The organism is Ewingella americana, assembly GCF_006438725.1.
Taxonomy (GTDB): Bacteria; Pseudomonadota; Gammaproteobacteria; order Enterobacterales; family Enterobacteriaceae; genus Ewingella; species Ewingella americana_A.
This window is the reverse complement of record NZ_RCZD01000003.1, coordinates 51,423-67,731: the sequence shown is the minus strand read 5'-3', so window position 1 is coordinate 67,731 and position 16,309 is coordinate 51,423. Positions and strand designations below refer to the sequence as shown.

Below are 16,309 nucleotides of genomic sequence, written 5' to 3'. Positions count from 1 at the left end.
ATGAAGATTTAAGGATTAAGGATTAAATCCCGTTAATTAATATCGACTTAAGACGTACTTCTCAGCAAGGAAAAGTGTAAACCGAGTATAAAGCACAGTGGTAAAATACGAAAGAAATGACTCCATCCCGGGGCTGCGGCCATTCTTATAAGGAAATGAATACTCACCGGAGTTAGGGTCAAATAATGTTATTGTTCCCTGTCTTAATCTCATACTTAATACATGGCCACATGTTCTGCCATAAGCCAGAATAAGATATCCAACCTCTGGAGTCAGTTCTCTCCATAAAGCCTGGCGTGGGTTTGCAGTAAATAGATCGAAAGATATGTCAAACTCTTTAACAAAACGAACATGGTTAACGTTAAGAACTGTATGCCATCCTTCAGGGCTGGGCACCGCTGAATGTTGAGTGAGCATCTGTAAATTCGCTGTGCCACGGATCACGCTTTTCCCCCGGTCACTCATCATATATGCATTGAAAGTCTCCCACTCATTTCCAGAGATAAGATAGGCAACACCTAGCCCCACACAAACGCCCCCCTCCAGACCATAGGCTGTTACCTGTCCTTTTTCATTATACTGATTCCCAATCCATGCCCCCTTACGCGTCCTTGAGTCGACATTCGCCCACCCATTACTTCTAATATATTTATCCTGGCAGAAGAAATTATAATTCCCCTGATATTTAAGAAGGATTTTAAGCGCTTCACCATCCATAGTAAGTCTCCATCAACTGTAAACATTCATTGTGCTTATGCATTGCATTTGGGTTAAACAAAAATATATTAGAATACGAATACAGGAAAGAAATAATAAATAAAAAGACACCAAAGTATAATAATAGACTTATTAAGCATCGCTGAAAAAGGTTAAATAACCTACAGTAGTAAACTGGCTTTCACAAGGGCATGGAATATGACGTTCTGAGATCTTCTCTCTTCATTTTTTATGATTATGAGAAGCCAGCGCACAACGGCGGCGGCTGGCGCGGGTCGGTTCTGCCCGCCGACGGGCCGCAGGTCCCCCTCACCTATCAGCAAGGCAGTATCAGATCACCGTCAAACACGGCGAAAGTGAATATCAGGTGAACAGGGGTGAACAACCGCTGACGGATGACGAGGAGAATTATGTGGTGGAGGTGTGGCTGGCGAAGATTTAAAAACCACGATACAGGTAGATACCATTACCCCCTCTATTTAAAACATACATCATGCATAATGCTTTATTTAGCCATCAGGTTACTCTATTATATATCACCAAAAAAAATAGTAACCCATCGGGGTAACGCTTAACAGCCCCTTAAGTTATTACTCCAATTAATAAACAAATCACACTCATACATAAAGCATATTAATTTACGTTGATTTTTATAAAGCAGACGCATTAATAAAGCACATGGGGACTGGTCGGTATTTATATTATAAGGAATATGCATATTTCTACTCAGATATCATGGCACAAGCAAAGCGGCAGCAACGGGATTAATTATTGATGGGCCAAAAGTAAGTCACGCTTATGCCGCCCTGGGAGCAGGACTTTATGTTGCCAGGGATTGTGGTTTTTTAGTCTCTTTTTTCTCTCGGGTAGCACAACAGCGGGATAGTTTCAAAAAACCCGACTATGGCGAGAAAGGGTCTTCCGTGGGTAAAATCGCGAAATCCACCGACGGCTCCATTATTTTAAAAATATATTCAACCGTTCCTTTACCTCAACTGAGAAAATGCAGGTGGGATATAATGGACATTAGCCAGTATGGCATTAGCCCGCGTGATAATTTAAATGATTTAAACGGCATGTCCAACAACCTGCAATTAGTTATACCTCCCGAATACTTTAAATATATACGCGCAGTCAATTACATCGCTACGGGAGGAAACAATGAACGTCCTGTATCATGGCCAATCAATGAGTGGCCAAACTTTAATCGTAGAGAAACAACACAAATCAGAAGAAAAAACTCAATTTAACATACCATTCCCATTCTAAATAGAAACATTAACGGCAGGTGCAGAATTTAACCAAGTCACTGAATAGCTGATTAAGTTCTGTATCTGAGTTTCAGTGCGAGAAAGGGACTTTCTGGCTATAAAGTGGGTACGACAATCAGATCACTATGAAAATAGTGCTAAAATCATATTGCACGAATCAACGGGAGCAGGTCAGCACTAAGAAATCTTGTCCAAAATACGTTTTTACAACATAGTGTGCCATCTGTTTTTAACTGAGAGCCTCGAATGTTAAAAGTCATTGCCGAAGATTTCATAAAACCCGAGTGTGTTGGAATAGTTATACCTTTGTACCGTGAGCTGATAGCAGCAACGAAGAGAGAGCCTCTCTGTATTGCTTATGATTTGTATATTGATGAAAAGGATCCGGGGCATTTCATTTTTATAGAGGAATGGCAGGACCATGCGGCCCTCGACGATCATTGTTCAAGTGAACATTTCAGACGGCTTGTACCTTTAATTGATCAACACAAGCGTAAAGAAGCACATTACATTCTTATGAATTGCTTAGTGAACCCAGACGGCTCATAAAGCAGACAGGAACAGGGCTGTTCAGCCCGTTCCAGCTATTTCCCCATGCAGGCAGTAATTCAGATCCTTTTCTGAAGAGCCACATTGTCATTTTCTCGATGATGGCATGTTCGCAGTTGATTAATGCCCATTGATTTAATTAACGCCTGCTTCTGGCACTGAACTGACCAAACAAAGAATGAGTGTACGGCTCACCTTCATTTCTTTTCATTATGGGCGTTTTCCGCCTTGACCTGTTCCATCCAGCCTTCAAGTGACCAAAGACATTGTGCAGCCTGCGGCCCTGCATTAAGCAAAGACAAACGCGTTTCATTATAAACGCGCTGTGTTTCATCTTTTGGTTTATCGAGAGGGAAGACACAGGATACAGCGGTGCCTTGTTGATGCACATCATGCTGTTTATCAAGTATTGCCAGCACCTTTAACGTTGCTTCAGCATTGGGTGCCAATGCGTAGTAAAGCGCATCCGTAAGCTGATTTGCCTGGTTCAGATTAACTACAGGCGCTAAATCAGGTGCAAGCGCTACCCATTCACTTTTACCACTGGAAATATTATCTACCGTTATTTGCCAGTCACCGGGTGATACTTTGGCAGCGAAATCAGCGAATCCATATTGATGAATTTCATTGCGAATATCTTTTGGTGTAATTGAGGCGGATGCTATTACAGGAAAGAGGAAGAGAATAGCGAATCGCTTCATCTTATTACCCCAAGTTGTTCAGAAGCGCTGCGTATTAGTCGGCGAACCGAAGGAGTCAAAATAATACCGCCTTCCGAAGCAAAACCTGCTGGCCCATGCGTACGTTCACCGTGAACTCGGGTACCCGTTAACTTCCCGGTATTATCATCATTCGGAATTGAAACATCGTGGGATATTACCAGGGTTTCAATGCGACCCTCCCGACCGTTAACATCTACAGATCCTTTAATATCAGCACCGCCATCATCTTTAAGCCACAAGTACGCGGGTATCGTCATTGTTAACAACTCCTTATGTTTTGTACGGGAAAGATACTCCCCGAAAATCGTCCAAACAATAAGATTTTTTGTGAGCGGATGTATAAACCCTGCGTTGCCTGGCGAAAGTGCAATTGCGTTAAAGCAACCCCATAACAATCATGAATAATTCCCAGATTTGCATGGGAATTATAAATGTAAAAAACAATAGCTCTGTATATGAACACCGCCAAAAAGAGTGATAGTGAATTCCCCTGTTTCCCCCACATTTCGCTCCCCAGCGAAGCATCCTGTTTTTAAATCCGTAAAGTGGCGCTCATTCCCCCTCCAGAGAGATGAATGATGATCGCAGTAATATTCGAAGCGGATACGGTTCCGGCTAAACAGGCGCGCTACCTCCAGCTCGCTGCTGAATTAAAGCCCCTGCTGGCTGACATTGAAGGCTTTATTTCCATCGAGCGTTTCCAGAGCCTGAGCACTGAGGGAAAAATCCTGTCGTTATCCTGGTGGCGGGATGAGGAGTCAGTACTTGAGTGGAAGAAAAATGTCTTTCATCAGGAAGCTCAGGCTGAAGGGCGTGAATCGATCTTTTCTTATTACCGGATCCGCATTGCACACGTCGTCAGGGATTACTCATCAGAAAACCGGGGATAAAACAGATGTACGATATTCATGTTCTTTTGAACAATAAGCCCGGTGAACTGGCGCTTTTAGGCGCGACACTCGGACGTAACGGCGTGGGCCTGGAAGGCGGAGGAGTTTTCACCACAGACTCCGAGTGCCATGCCCACTTCCTGGTTGAAGATGGCAACAAAGCCAGAGCCGTGCTGGAAAGTGCCGGAATTGAGGTGCGCAATGTTCATCAACCGTTGATCAGAAAACTCAAGCAGGAACGTCCGGGTGAGCTGGGTGAAATAGCCGCAACGCTGGCGAAACAGGGTATCAATATCCTGACGCAATACAGTGACCACGCAAACCGACTTATTCTGATCACCGACAATGATATTATCGCAGGCAAAGTCACCGAAAAGTGGGCCATTGAGGCTGAGTAAACATGCTTAAACAGATTGAAGCGATTGATGACAATGACTCACTGGAGCTCTCCATGGCGGCGGTTGCCGCTGCCATGTCTGATCCGTCGCGCATAAAAATGCTCTGTGCTTTGATGGATGGCCGGGCATGGACGGCGACGGAGCTCAGCATCGTGGCTGATGTCGCTGCTTCCACCGCCAGCGCACATCTGGCCAGGCTGTTCAGTGAAAAACTGGTCACCTGTCTTTCGCAAGGGCGGCACCGCTATTATCGTCTGGCCGGGCATGATATTGCCGAGCTGATTGAAATGATGATGGGCATCTCATGGAAGAGAATCCCTGCCCCCCAAACCCGCGCCCCGCTGCAGTTAAGAGCCACCCGCACCTGTTATGACCATCTGGCCGGTGAAATTGCCGTCAGGATTTATGACGTGATGGTAAGCCGGGGCTGGTTTGAGGCTGATGGGAATACAATGACGTCCGAAGGCCGCAAACAGTTCCAGGCATCCGGCGTGGTGCTCGACACCAAAACACGCCGCAAAGCCTGCTGCGGCTGCCTCGACTGGAGCGAGAGGCGCTTTCACCTCGGCGGCGATGCGGGAGCCGCTTTCTTCACCCACTGCGAACAAAAGGGCTGGCTGACGCGCGTTCCGGGCTACCGGGAAGTAACGATCACCTCCAGCGGTAAAGCGGCGCTGAGGCGGTTATTTGATATTGAGGTGTGAGGGGGTTCCATCCTGGCTCATCAACGCGGGCAAATGCACTGTCCCGATCATGAATATGGCTCATGTTTAATGAAATTAAATCACTTTTCCTCACTCAATGACTCAGGCATAAATTGTACATTGCTATTAACCTTATAAAACATGAAGACTGCTGAAAGAAAACCCGAAAATAAAACGGGTAAGCCCTGAAAAGCAAGCAATAACATCAGGTTTTATATCAGAAGTCAGGAAGTAAAATTACAATGAATAAAAACTTCACATTTACTCTTAAGAGTCTTCGTTTCGACGAAAATTATAACCCCTCGGAAAATACGCGTATTACGACCAACTTTGCTAATTTGGCACGGGGTGAGAAACGCCAGGATAACTTGCGCAACACCTTGGTGATGATTGACAACCGTTTCAACGCCCTGGCACATTGGGATAACCCCAAGGCAGATCGCTATTCTGTCGAACTTGACATCATTACGGCTCAGCTGAATATCAATATTGAAGATAAGACCGATACTTTCCCGGTGATTGAAATATTGAAAACGACTATCGTTGATAAAAAAACCAATGAACGTTTTGCAGGCATTTTAGGCAATAACTTCTCCTCTTATGTGCGAGATTATGACTTCAGTGTTTTGCTGTCAGAGCATAATAAAAACCAACCAGAATTCAGCCTTCCAGCTAATTTTGGCCAGTTACATGGCGATATATTTAAATGTTTTATTAACTCAGATGCCTATAAAGAGTGTTTTAATAAAACCCCTGTTATCTGCCTGAGTGTTTCAAGTAAAAACATCTATTATCGCACTGGCAATCAACATCCTGTATTGGGCGTCGAATATCAGCAGGATGAACTATCCCTGACTGATGAATATTTCGCAAAAATGGGATTGCGGGCCCGCTATTTTATGCCTGAAAACAGCGTTGCGCCTCTGGCTTTTTATTTTAGTGGCGACTTACTCAGTGATTACACCAATCTTGAGCTGATCAGTACCATCAGCACAATGGAAACTTTCCAAAAGATTTACCGGCCTGAGATTTACAACGCGAATTCCGCAGCAGGAAAACAGTATCAACCAAGCTTGAATTTCCAGGATTATTCTTTAACCCGAATTATTTATGATCGGGAAGAACGTAGTCAGTTGGCTGTTGAACAGGGGAAGTTTACTGAAGAAAACTTCATCAAACCCTACCAAACGGTTCTTGAACAATGGTCTGCTCATTCCGTTCTTTGATTAACTAAAAAATATAAGGTCACCTGTGATGAAAAAATTATTACCGACATCGACTGCGGGCAGTTTACCGAAGCCTTCCTGGCTTGCGCAACCTGAGACACTTTGGTCACCCTGGAAATTGCAAGATCAGGAATTAATTGACGGTAAGCAAGATGCTCTGCGTTTATGCCTGGAAGATCAACAACAAGCAGGTATTGATATTGTCAGTGATGGCGAGCAAACGCGTCAGCATTTTGTCACCACGTTTATTGAGAATCTCAACGGTGTTGATTTCGAGAAACGTGAGATCGTTAAAATTCGTAATCGCTATGAAGCAAGTGTGCCGACAGTCGTTGGCCCTGTGAGTCGCCAAAAATCCGTTTTTGTCGAAGATGCCCGATTCTTACGCCAGCAAACCACACAACCGATTAAATGGGCCCTGCCAGGGCCGATGACGATGATCGATACGCTCTATGATAACCACTACAAAAGTCGTGAAAAACTCGCCTGGGAATTTGCTAAAATTCTTAATGAAGAAGCCAAAGAATTAGAGGCTGTGGGTGTCGATATTATCCAGTTTGATGAACCCGCATTTAATGTGTTCTTCGATGAAGTGAATGATTGGGGAATTGCGACTTTAGAAAGAGCCATTGAAGGGCTTAAATGTGAAACTGCGGTACATATTTGCTACGGCTATGGCATCAAAGCGAATACAGATTGGAAAAAAACGCTGGGAACAGAGTGGCGGCAATATGAAGAGATTTTTCCAAAACTGCAAAAATCTAATATCGATATCATTTCACTGGAATGTCAAAATTCCCATGTTCCTATAGAACTGCTGGAGCTTATTCGGGGTAAAAAGGTGATGGTTGGAGCCATTGACGTGGCAACCAATACGATTGAAACACCTGAGGAAGTGGCCGCGACGCTTCGAAAAGCCTTGCAGTTTGTCGACGCCGACAAGCTCTATCCTTGCACCAACTGTGGCATGATTCCTTTACCTCGCGCAGTAGCCAGAGGCAAACTGGATGCGCTAAGTGCAGGTGCAGAAATTGTCCGAAAAGAGCTCCTGGCTAAATAACCTCGCCAAATTTTCCCAGCATGTGGTGGACGCCGTTTCACCACGTTAGCCTCATTTCCGGGCAACCTGTCAGTTACCCGGATTTGCCATAACCCCTATGGGGCATCTGTATGTATAGGTGCGATTTGTTAATGCCCACTTATGGCACTGAACTGCCCGTCAGACCTGACTGTTACCAATCACCAAAATCAAGGCTTTAGAAAATCGTTCATTTCATAAAGATGTTTCATGAATTTATGACGATCATAACTATGGTGAGCTTGCTTATGGCAGCGAGGGCAAAGAGCAACTGTATTGTCCACGGTGTCTGGCCCTAAATTCCGTAAAAATTTCACATGATGAACTTCCAGAAATACTGCCTGGCTGTCAGTTAGCAAAGGTGGTATTTCATTAAAGCATCCCTGACATTGGCCATTCGCACGTAGAAGGACATATTTTTTAACCTTTTCACATCGTTCAATGACATCTCTAATTTCAGCGATTTTTTGAGGATGCCTGTTACCTGCGGGAATACCCATCGGCATTTCTTCGGTAATGATGGAGGATGAACTCAGCGCCTTCCGTTGTAAAATTCGAATACCATTCGATTGGCCATTAGCAGTGAAGGTTGTCCAGTTCTGAGTTGTTTCACCGATCAAAACCGCATTTCTGAGATGAAGTTGGTAGTTGTCGCCGTCATTCTTTAGTTTGCTTACCCGTGTAGCGTCAACGACCTCACCCAACCATAACTGTGTTGGTAATTTATTTTGCACGTAAAATATTAAGAGGTAATCGATATCACTTGGTGCTGCAAATCCCCAGTTTCCAGTTGATACAGGAACTCCATTCTCCCATACGAGATGAAGGCCCTTGGTTTTTACCGCGGCAATGCCTGCACTATCGCGTATGTTCTGTGAATTAAGAAACTCGTAATAATCACTGAAATATTTAGCTTCTGACATCATGACCCCCTATATTTTGGGTATGTTATCGGCAAACCCTATCAAATCATTAGTATTTTTAACTCATGGGATACACCAACATCGTATATTCACCGTTCGGTAAACAATTTTTGTTTGTGCCGGTTCTCATCCATAAGTTTGCCGCAGGTAAATACTCCCATGCGAAACAATAAAAACCATCTGATAAAATCAGATGAGCATCACAGAGACGCAGGAGTCATGGTTGAGACCCTGACCCGCTATTTTTGGATTAGCACTCTCAGGGTTCGAATGACTATATCTGGCACTGACCTCATAGCCAGCTCCCCCACTTCATGACAATTTTGTCATCCAACCGTCATGCGTCAGGCCTGGTCGCTTTGCCAGGATAAAAGCATGAATAAAATCCATAAGAATTAAAGCCCTCACCCTGCACTAAGGAACCAACATGCTGATCCTTATCCTTGCTTACCTCGGTGGCGGGCTGCCCATCGCCAGCCCCTGTATTTTGCCGGGGCTGTCCTTTGTGTTTGCCCATTCCGATCAATCCTTTGCCAGCACCGGGGCGCATTGCCTGTCAATACCTTCAGCATCGAATTTTTAGACAGTGGTGTGACGGCTTACGCCTTCACCTTTGGTTAATCACGAGTGAGGTTCAGTATGAAAACATCCAGTGCAGGTTTATTGTCCCTTCGCCGCTCGGGAGTCTGGGGAGTGTTTATCGCGGTCACGGCGTTACTGTGGTGCAGCATCGCCTGGTCATTTGGTGGCGCGGAAGAGGCCGTCGCCATTGCTCCCCCTGCGCAGGATGAAGCAGCGGCCACCTCTCACAACGAAACCGCCCTGTTTGCCGGTGGCTGTTTTTGGGGCGTTGAGGGCGTGTTTCAGCATGTCAAAGGGGTGAAAAAAGTGGTGGTGGGATACACCGGCGGCACGGCGGCAACGGCCAATTATGACACCGTCAGCAGCGGCACTACCGGCCACGCGGAGTCCGTTGAAGTGACCTTTGACCCGACCCAAATCTCCTACGGCAGCCTGTTGCAGGTGTTTTTCTCCGTGGCGCATAACCCGACAGAGTTGGACCGTCAGGGGCCGGACAGCGGGCCGCAATACCGCTCGGCGCTGTTTCCGCTGAATGCGTCACAGGCCAACGTCGCGCAGGCCTATATCACGCAGCTCGATGCCAGCCACGCGTTTTCCAAACCGCTGGTCACCCGCATCGAAACGCAGAACCACTTCTATCCGGCCGAGGATTATCACCAGAACTATATGGCGGAAAACCCGGATAACCCCTATATCGCCATCAACGATATGCCGAAGTTATCCCAGCTGAAACAGCTGTTCGCCGCGCGTTATCTCGACCAACCGGTGCTGTAAGCGGCGGGCGTTACCACGTGGCTCCGTTGGAGCGGTTAATATAAATGGCCCCTGATGGCACCAGGTTTTTGGTACACAAGAAGCTCAGGTGAACTTCACGTCCGTCATTGCTTTCACCCATAATGTCGTACTTGCCACCGCAAAAATCATAGATTTTCTTAAAAGTAGCTTCCCTGAAACTACGCTCGAGCGGGGCAATGAAAGACGTAGTGTAACTCGCTTCACCCTTAATCCCGCTGGCGTTGAGGGGACGATAGGCGACATCACCAACCGGTTTATCAATGCTTGAACAGCCTGCCAGAACGCTGACGGCCACAACCAAAACGCAAATGAATTTCATGCTGAACTCTGAAAAAAGGGGCGGTTATAAGGGTATCGGCTGAAATGGCCTAAGCATTAGTTTTTCGGCCAGGCCACTGTCAGGACGCGCAGGGTTACGATTTGTGATGCCAGTAGGCCACAGAACGCACAAAGGCCGGATCCAGACCACGAGTCAGCGTGAAATGGTCATTCATGGTTTTGACAAACTGTCCTTCGCCGGTCAGCCAGACGAAATAATCTGCGTCCGGTAAGGTCAGGCTTTTCAGCTTATTCATTACGGCAGTATCAGCCTCGGCGGCGCTTTGTCCGGTGGTGATGATCCACTCGACATTGATTTCCGGGCCCAGGTTCAGGTAATCAACACACTGCGCGCTTTGCGCTCTTACCACCAGCGTGATGTGCGGATTCACCCCGCTCTGGTGCAGGTCAGCCAGGCGACGTTTCACGGCCGGTAAGCCGGTCTCGTCGCACACATAGAGCTGCCAGGCATACGTTGTGGGAACGATAAGCGATCCGCGTGGGCCACCAATGACCAGCGGGTCACCGGGTTGAGCGTTTTCAGCCCACTGGCTTGCGACACCGCCGTCGTGCAGGTAGAAATCGAGGGTCAGCTCCTGCGTTTGCGCGTCAAAACTGAGCGGCGTGTAATCACGGCTCTGCGGGCGCGGGCCGTCCGGCCAGACGATACCGTCATCACTGACCGTCGGTGGTGTGACCTCATCACCCGCCGTTACCGGGAAAAACAGTTTGGTGTGGTCGTCAAAACCCCGTGAAGAGAAGCCCTGAAGCTGTTCCCCTTGCAGAACGATACGCTTAAAACATCCCGCAACCGTCTCAACCTGCTTCACGATAATGCGGCGAAACGCCAGTTCGTTTTTTACTCTGACGGGCAGGTTGGAAAGTGGCTGTGTTGCGTGATTCTGTTCCATCATTTTCTCTCTTCAATAGCGTTACGCTGAAAAAACATTATCCCCTTGCAAAGGGTGTTGATGATGCAGTTTTTTGCAAAGATTTCGTTAAGGATAACATTTTTGTTTAACATTTTATTGATAACGATTATCATCCTCAATAAGCCACAAATGAGACATCGCGAAAATAAACTCATATTTTATAAGGATAAATGGCTTTCTCAGGACTGAGATATTTTACAGATAAGACGTTTCTGATTAATTTTTACTCAACTTTTTTTGTAACAGAGGCTGGGTAAAAGGCAGCAAATGATGAGCAGATTCTAATAATTAGTGTGGAATAAAACTAAAATGCTCAAACCTTTTAAAGCGCAGGGAATCGTTAAAAACGTTATTTTCCTGGGGACAATCCTCAGTTCGACTTTATATGCCAACGCAGCGGAAACGGTTAAAGACAGTAATCAAACTGACGCTGGGAAAACCCAGACGTCGGCCACAGTGAAAAAGAAACCGGTGGTCCGTTCAGCGCAGGATCTGGCGCAGAACAGTGAAGACGTGATGACCGTCACCGCCGTGGCCGAAGATAAAAAACCTGGCTCGAAAACTACCATCACGGCCGCCGATATGCAGAAAAAAGGCGGCAATGATTTTGGCACCATCATGCGCTATGAACCGCTGATCAGCGCGACCGGTTCCAGCGGTGGCTCATCAGCGGGCAAAAGCGGCTTCGATCGCGGCGGCTATACCGGCTACAACATTCGTGGTCTGGAAAGTAACCGCGTCGGCATCGACGTCGACGGCATCCCGCAGCCCAACGCCACTGGCCGCAGCTACGCCAGCCGCGCAGGGCTTGGGACATCCGGCATTGGGCGCGATTATATCGACCCGTACATGTACGGCCAGGTGGAGATTGAATCCGGTGCCACGTCGGCGGAGCGCGCCAACACCTCAATCGGCGGTGCCGTCTCCTTCCAGCCAAAATCGGCGGATGACTACCTTACACCCGACAAAACCACCTACTTCGGCTATCAGTCAGATTACGACTCTTCCGACCGCAGCTGGCACAACGGCATAACGGCCGCGGCTGGTGATGAAACCCTGCGCGGTGTGCTCGCTATCAGCCGCCGCGACGGCCAAGAGACCCGCAATAACAGCGGCACGATTGACGCCTACCCCGCCAACTGGCACTCGACGGCGGTGATGACGTCCGGGATCTGGCAGCCCAACGACGCACATAAATTTACCGGCACAGTCGATTATTACGAAAAGGTCAATCACACCCATTACGACAGCTGGGATAACGCAGGCAACGCCATTTTAGGCACGGCCCAACAACAGAGTAATACCCGCCGCTGGGGGCTGAGCCTGAAAGACGAATGGACACCGTTCAACAATTACGTGGATGCGGTGGTCAGCAAAGTCTATTACCAGCAGGCGCAGGCACATGACCTCACCGTCATGCCCGCCGATGCCACCACCATGGAAACGGTCTATTCCGACTATGATGTGGATACCTACGGCGGCGAAACCAGCTGGCTGAAAACGCTGGGGCGTCATGCGCTCAGCGCCGGGCTGAATGCCCGCGTCTCCGAAACCTCGCGCCCGTTCCGTCAGGAAGAGGGCGACACCACCAACAGTTCGATCATGAAGCCGGAATCCGACAGCCGCAGTTATGCGCTGGGCGGTTTTGTGCAGGACAACATCAAGTTTGATCTCGACGGCCATGACTTCTCCGTCGTCCCGGCGGTGCGCGTGGCCTATCAAAAGACCAAACCGCGTAATCTATCGGAGCTGACCACTGGCAGCGCGGTGCTTGATGATGCTGAAGTCAGCACGCTCTACAGCCAGCCAAATACCGACACCCAGGTGCTGCCATCCCTCAGCTTCATGTACGACATCACACCGAAACTGATGACCTACCTGCAATACAAACGCGGCGCGCAATTCCCGGACGCCAGCCAGTTATACGGCTCCTGGAATCTGGGTTCCTCGTATGCAGGCCGCCAGCAGTACGCGCTGATTGGCAACACGGATCTGAAAACCGAAACCAGCAATAATTTCGAATGGGGCATGAAGGGCGAAGCCACCGAAGGCGTCACGTTCAAAACGTCAATGTTCTACAACACCTACAAAAACTTTATCGCCAATACCCGTTATACCCGCTCGGCTAACCCGGCGATGTTCACCCGAGTGCCGTCCAATATCTATACGATTTATCAGGCCGAAAACCGCGACGAAGCCTATATCTACGGCGGCGAAGTCAGCACCAAACTCAACTATGGCAGTTGGTTTAACCGCGTCAATGGCCTGAGCACCACGCTGGCGTTGGGTTATAGCGAAGGGAAATCTAAGTCCGCTTATGACGGCGACAAATACGTGGATCTCGACAGCGTTCCGCCGATGAAAGCCATTGTCGGTATGGCGTGGGATGATCCGTCAGGTCTTTACGGTACGGCGCTCACCGCCACCTTCGTCAAAGGCAAAAAAGCCACCGCGACCAACCGCCAGAGCTACACCAACAACGGCTCGGCGCTGACTGATGCTTCCACCGATTATATGCGCGTGCCGGGTTACGGCATGGTGGATATGACCGCGTACTGGCAGGCAACGAAACACGTCAGGCTCAACGGCGGCGTATATAACCTCACCGACCGTAAATACTGGGACTACCTGAGCAGCCGCCAGTTGACGCAGACCACCAAACAGGATGCGTACAATCAGGCGCTGGCCGTGATGCCAGGGCGTAATGTCCAGCTCGGGGTGAATGTCGATTTCTAAACCGAAAGGCTAACTGAAAGCGAAACGGAAATAGCGGAACTGAAATAGCGGAACTGAAATAGAGAATACGATGGCGTCACGCAGTGCGGGTGGCGCCTTTTTTATTGCGCAGGGTTTAGCAATAAAGAAAGGTAATAACGTCCTGACGGCTCAGCCGGTAAACACCCTCAAAGCGCATTCCGGCGCGAAGTTCTGCACCAAGCCCGGTGGTTAATTCCAGTGTAAATCGGCCCGCCTGCTCATCGAGCGCCACCAGCTGCGCATCCAAAAAACCAAACAGCCTGCCCACCTGCGGATAGAGCATTTTGAACAGACTCTCTTTGGCCGAGAACGTTAAGGTCAGCAACGCAGAAAGGGAGAGATTGGGGTGACAGCGCAGCAACTCGTACTCCGCGCCGTTAACGATCATCGGCAACAGCTCCAGCGCCTGCTGCCCGTCCATCAGGGTTTCAACATCAATACCTACGCCGCCGGTAAACGGCAAAGTGCCGCAAATCTGCGCAGCACAGAGCACGGTATTGGCATTGTGGCTGATCGCCCCACGCACCTGCTCCGGCCAGCGCGGCGCACGATCGTCACCGATGTCGACAGTAAATTGCGGGTAACCCAGGGAGGGTAAAACCACCGACGCCAGATAGCGCCCGGCCAGGAATTCCGCCCGCCGTTTGGGTACGGCACGCGTTAAGGATGACGGGAAAACCACGCCCAGCTCAGCAAACAGACCGTCGTGATAGGCGCTTAGCGCAAACTGGCAGCGCGCGATCTTCCCTGTAAACCCAGCCGCCTGCGGCAAATTCAGCCAGCTGACGGCAGTGATAAAGTGATCTGGCATCCCGGCCTCTTTTTTACTTAAGCGCCCAAGGTCGCACCACCGTCGATGACAACATCCTGCATGGTGATGTGCGTGGCGCTGTCGGACGCCAGAAACAGCACCGCGTCGGCCACTTCCTGCGGCAGAGCAATTTTACCCAGCGGAATGCCGAGCTTAAACTGCTCGGGGAAACCGGCAATGGTGCGCTGTTCGGCATCCGGCGTCTGCCACATGGCCTGCTGCATCGGCGTATTGGTGGAACCCGGCGACACCAGATTACAGCGCACGCCAAACGGGGCCATCTCCAGCCCGACGGTCAGACACAAACTGCGCAGCGCCGCTTTCGACGCGCAATAGGCCGACATGCCCACGCGCGGCACATGGGCGGCGTTCGAGGCAATGCTGACAATCGCGCCGCGTTGCTGGCGGCGAAACACCGGCAGCGTATGGCGAAACAGGTTAAACGCCCCGCCCGCATTCACCGCCAGACAGCTTTGCCAGTCGTCATCGCTGATGTCGTCAGTGGCCCCCATGCGCAAAATACCTGCGCCATTGACCAACACATCCAGCACCGGTTGTTCGGCCAGCAGGCGCTGACAGACCGCCGCCACCGCCTGGCTGTCGGTGATATCCATCACTTCGGTGCGAAACGGGTAAGATTCGCTGCTGAAGGTTTTATCGAAGCCGATCACCGTCGCGCCCGCTTGCTGAAACGCCAGCGCGGTGTGCAGGCCAATCCCCTGCCCGGCACCGGTGACCCACACCTGTTTATCGCTGAAATCCCATATCGTACTCATCAGGCTTTTTCCCCGGACAGCAGCGTCCACCAGCCGTTAATGGTCGGCGTTTTTGCCAGCGCGACAAAATCGATATCGGCGCGGATTTTCCGCCAGCGGGTGGCCAGCGCCATGATACGCACCGAGTCCAGACCGTAGTCGATCAGGTTCTCATCGTCGGCCATATCGTCGCTCTCTTCATCCAGCAGCGGCAGAATCAGCGCACGAAGATCCGCTTTACTGGCGATCCCCTGAGGCAGCAGTTCTGCCGTCGTCACCACCCGCCCGCAGCGCCCGGCGGTATAGCGCAGCGCCATCAGGTGCTCGTCGCGGGAGAAGTCAGCCAAACCGTCGGCCACCATAAAGGGCTGAATATTGCGCATAAACGCGTCGATGGCGGTAGTCAGGCAACCGATGTGCGCGTACACCCCGCAGATGATCAGCTGGTCGCGGCCAGTTTCCTGCAAAATGTCCTGCAACGGCGAGCGGTGAAACGCGCTGTAGCGCCACTTTACCAGCACCTGATCGTCGGCATCCGGCGCCAGCGCATCCACCACCGCCTGCTGGTCAGGGTGTTTGTTCAGGCCAGGCCCCCACATGTCGTTGAGCAGTGCGCGATCTTCATCACTCTGGTTATTCGGCTGCGCGGTATAAAACACCGGAATGCCGACTGATTTACAGTAACGGCGCAGCGCGGCGATGTTCTCCACCACCTGCTGAATCAGCGGGCTGTCCTCGCCCCAGAAGTTAAGGAAGTATTTCTGCATATCGTGGATCAGCAACGCCGCGCGCTGCGGCTCAACCGTCCAGCTGACTTTATTGGCGGGCAGTTCACTCACCGCAGGCAGCGCGTAGGATTCGAGTTTTGGAATGGCCATGAA

Annotated in this window: 18 protein-coding genes and 1 pseudogene; 10 read left to right on the top strand and 9 right to left on the bottom strand. The window is 49.6% G+C overall.

The window, feature by feature from the left end; all coding sequences use genetic code 11:
• Positions 1–36: 36 nt before the first annotated feature.
• On the bottom strand, positions 37–717 hold the full coding sequence (locus tag EAH77_RS06215; protein WP_140470945.1) for a hypothetical protein: 681 nt from the start codon (positions 715–717) through the stop codon (positions 37–39).
• Between the two features lie 923 nt (positions 718–1,640).
• Here EAH77_RS06215 and EAH77_RS06210 point away from each other — a divergent pair.
• Together EAH77_RS06210 and EAH77_RS06205 are read left to right on the top strand one after the other, a co-directional pair.
• On the top strand, positions 1,641–1,967 hold the full coding sequence (locus tag EAH77_RS06210) for a hypothetical protein (RefSeq protein WP_140470944.1): 327 nt from the start codon (positions 1,641–1,643) through the stop codon (positions 1,965–1,967).
• Between the two features lie 267 nt (positions 1,968–2,234).
• Positions 2,235–2,537: a putative quinol monooxygenase gene (locus EAH77_RS06205; protein ID WP_140470943.1), complete on the top strand. Its 303-nt coding sequence runs from the start codon at positions 2,235–2,237 to the stop codon at positions 2,535–2,537.
• A 197-nt stretch (positions 2,538–2,734) separates the two neighbouring features.
• Here EAH77_RS06205 and EAH77_RS06200 read toward each other — a convergent pair whose 3' ends face one another.
• Positions 2,735–3,238, bottom strand: coding sequence for a hypothetical protein (locus EAH77_RS06200; RefSeq protein WP_140470942.1), 504 nt, complete (start codon positions 3,236–3,238; stop codon positions 2,735–2,737).
• A 71-nt stretch (positions 3,239–3,309) separates the two neighbouring features.
• Positions 3,310–3,516, bottom strand: a pseudogene (locus tag EAH77_RS25675) (type VI secretion system tube protein Hcp); the annotation flags it as partial.
• A 321-nt stretch (positions 3,517–3,837) separates the two neighbouring features.
• Here EAH77_RS25675 and EAH77_RS06190 point away from each other — a divergent pair.
• The 5 genes from EAH77_RS06190 (at position 3,838) to EAH77_RS06170 (ending at position 7,537) form a co-directional block, all read left to right on the top strand.
• The gene (locus EAH77_RS06190; RefSeq protein WP_140471461.1) at positions 3,838–4,149 is read left to right on the top strand and encodes an antibiotic biosynthesis monooxygenase family protein; all 312 of its coding nucleotides are present in this window, start codon (positions 3,838–3,840) and stop codon (positions 4,147–4,149) included.
• A gap of 5 nt (positions 4,150–4,154) precedes the next feature.
• Positions 4,155–4,547, top strand: coding sequence for an amino acid-binding protein (locus tag EAH77_RS06185; RefSeq protein WP_140470941.1), 393 nt, complete (start codon positions 4,155–4,157; stop codon positions 4,545–4,547).
• Between the two features lie 2 nt (positions 4,548–4,549).
• Positions 4,550–5,251 carry an ArsR/SmtB family transcription factor gene (locus tag EAH77_RS06180; RefSeq protein WP_140470940.1) on the top strand — a complete coding sequence of 234 codons (702 nt, stop codon included), beginning with the start codon at positions 4,550–4,552 and terminating at the stop codon, positions 5,249–5,251.
• 242 nt (positions 5,252–5,493) lie between these two features.
• Positions 5,494–6,477, top strand: coding sequence for a DUF1852 domain-containing protein (locus EAH77_RS06175; protein WP_140470939.1), 984 nt, complete (start codon positions 5,494–5,496; stop codon positions 6,475–6,477).
• A 28-nt stretch (positions 6,478–6,505) separates the two neighbouring features.
• Positions 6,506–7,537, top strand: coding sequence for a methionine synthase (locus EAH77_RS06170; RefSeq protein ID WP_140470938.1), 1,032 nt, complete (start codon positions 6,506–6,508; stop codon positions 7,535–7,537).
• Between the two features lie 188 nt (positions 7,538–7,725).
• Here the strand turns inward: EAH77_RS06170 and EAH77_RS06165 are convergent, their stop codons facing one another.
• Positions 7,726–8,478, bottom strand: coding sequence for an HNH endonuclease (locus tag EAH77_RS06165; RefSeq protein WP_161985777.1), 753 nt, complete (start codon positions 8,476–8,478; stop codon positions 7,726–7,728).
• A 427-nt stretch (positions 8,479–8,905) separates the two neighbouring features.
• On the opposite strand from EAH77_RS06165, the gene EAH77_RS25225 reads away from it, so the two are divergent.
• Together EAH77_RS25225 and msrA are read left to right on the top strand one after the other, a co-directional pair.
• Positions 8,906–9,061 carry a hypothetical protein gene (locus tag EAH77_RS25225; RefSeq protein WP_162541440.1) on the top strand — a complete coding sequence of 52 codons (156 nt, stop codon included), beginning with the start codon at positions 8,906–8,908 and terminating at the stop codon, positions 9,059–9,061.
• 56 nt (positions 9,062–9,117) lie between these two features.
• The gene (gene msrA, locus EAH77_RS06160) at positions 9,118–9,834 is read left to right on the top strand and encodes a peptide-methionine (S)-S-oxide reductase MsrA (RefSeq protein ID WP_140470936.1); all 717 of its coding nucleotides are present in this window, start codon (positions 9,118–9,120) and stop codon (positions 9,832–9,834) included.
• Between the two features lie 10 nt (positions 9,835–9,844).
• Here msrA and EAH77_RS06155 read toward each other — a convergent pair whose 3' ends face one another.
• Together EAH77_RS06155 and EAH77_RS06150 are read right to left on the bottom strand one after the other, a co-directional pair.
• Entirely contained in the window at positions 9,845–10,174 is a 330-nt protein-coding gene (locus EAH77_RS06155) for a hypothetical protein (RefSeq protein ID WP_140470935.1), read from the bottom strand.
• 94 nt (positions 10,175–10,268) lie between these two features.
• On the bottom strand, positions 10,269–11,084 hold the full coding sequence (locus tag EAH77_RS06150) for a siderophore-interacting protein (protein WP_140471459.1): 816 nt from the start codon (positions 11,082–11,084) through the stop codon (positions 10,269–10,271).
• Positions 11,085–11,414: 330 nt separating this feature from the next.
• Here EAH77_RS06150 and EAH77_RS06145 point away from each other — a divergent pair, with 330 nt between their 5' ends.
• On the top strand, positions 11,415–13,841 hold the full coding sequence (locus EAH77_RS06145) for a TonB-dependent receptor domain-containing protein (protein ID WP_140470934.1): 2,427 nt from the start codon (positions 11,415–11,417) through the stop codon (positions 13,839–13,841).
• 115 nt (positions 13,842–13,956) lie between these two features.
• Here the strand turns inward: EAH77_RS06145 and EAH77_RS06140 are convergent, their stop codons facing one another.
• The 3 genes from EAH77_RS06140 to EAH77_RS06130 are packed head-to-tail and all read right to left on the bottom strand — an operon-like array spanning position 13,957 to position 16,306.
• On the bottom strand, positions 13,957–14,673 hold the full coding sequence (locus EAH77_RS06140; RefSeq protein WP_140470933.1) for a 4'-phosphopantetheinyl transferase family protein: 717 nt from the start codon (positions 14,671–14,673) through the stop codon (positions 13,957–13,959).
• A 17-nt stretch (positions 14,674–14,690) separates the two neighbouring features.
• Positions 14,691–15,449: a 2,3-dihydro-2,3-dihydroxybenzoate dehydrogenase gene (dhbA, locus tag EAH77_RS06135; RefSeq protein ID WP_140470932.1), complete on the bottom strand. Its 759-nt coding sequence runs from the start codon at positions 15,447–15,449 to the stop codon at positions 14,691–14,693.
• Positions 15,449–16,306, bottom strand: a complete 858-nt coding sequence (locus EAH77_RS06130) for an isochorismatase (protein ID WP_140470931.1) — start codon at positions 16,304–16,306, stop codon at positions 15,449–15,451. Before EAH77_RS06130 ends, dhbA begins: the two co-directional genes overlap by 1 nt.
• Positions 16,307–16,309 lie beyond the last annotated feature (3 nt).